At 68.3% G+C, this 515-nt stretch carries 1 protein-coding gene; it reads left to right on the forward strand.

Annotation, left to right across the window (positions count from 1 at the left end; translation table 11 throughout):
• Positions 1-46: 46 nt before the first annotated feature.
• The gene (locus AAE045_RS24405; RefSeq protein WP_455549870.1) at positions 47-385 is read left to right on the forward strand and encodes a P-II family nitrogen regulator; all 339 of its coding nucleotides are present in this window, start codon (positions 47-49) and stop codon (positions 383-385) included.
• Positions 386-515: the final 130 nt, after the last annotated feature.

Below are 515 nucleotides of genomic sequence, written 5' to 3' on the forward strand. Positions count from 1 at the left end.
CATCGGCCCCATGCGGGCCGGTTCCATCCACCATCGGGATATGCGCATGAAACTGATCTCCGCCATCATCCGGCCGTTCAAGCTCGACGAGGTCCGCGAGGCCCTCTCCGACGCTGGCGTGTCGGGCATCACCGTGACCGAAGTCAAAGGCTTCGGGCGCCAGAAGGGCCACACCGAGTTGTATCGCGGCGCGGAGTACGTCGTGGATTTCCTGCCGAAGATCAAGATCGAGACCGTCGTGACCGACGATCGCCTGGAGGCCGTGGTCGAGGCCATCCAGACCGCGGCCGGCACCGGCAAGATCGGCGACGGCAAGGTCTTCGTGTACGACCTGGGCAGCGTGGTGCGCATCCGCACCGGTGAGCTGGACGCCGACGCGCTGTAACGCGCCGGCCTGCCCACGGGCGCGCGCTGTCAGGCGTGGCCCTTGAACCAGCGGTAGAAGCGCTTCCAGGCCACGCGTACGCCGGCGACCCATCGCGGGTCGGCCACCTGGGCCGCCTCGGAGGCGCTGG

Origin of the sequence: Dryocola clanedunensis, from assembly GCF_038405435.1 — a bacterium.
Classification (GTDB): Bacteria; Pseudomonadota; Gammaproteobacteria; order Enterobacterales; family Enterobacteriaceae; genus Dryocola; species Dryocola clanedunensis_A.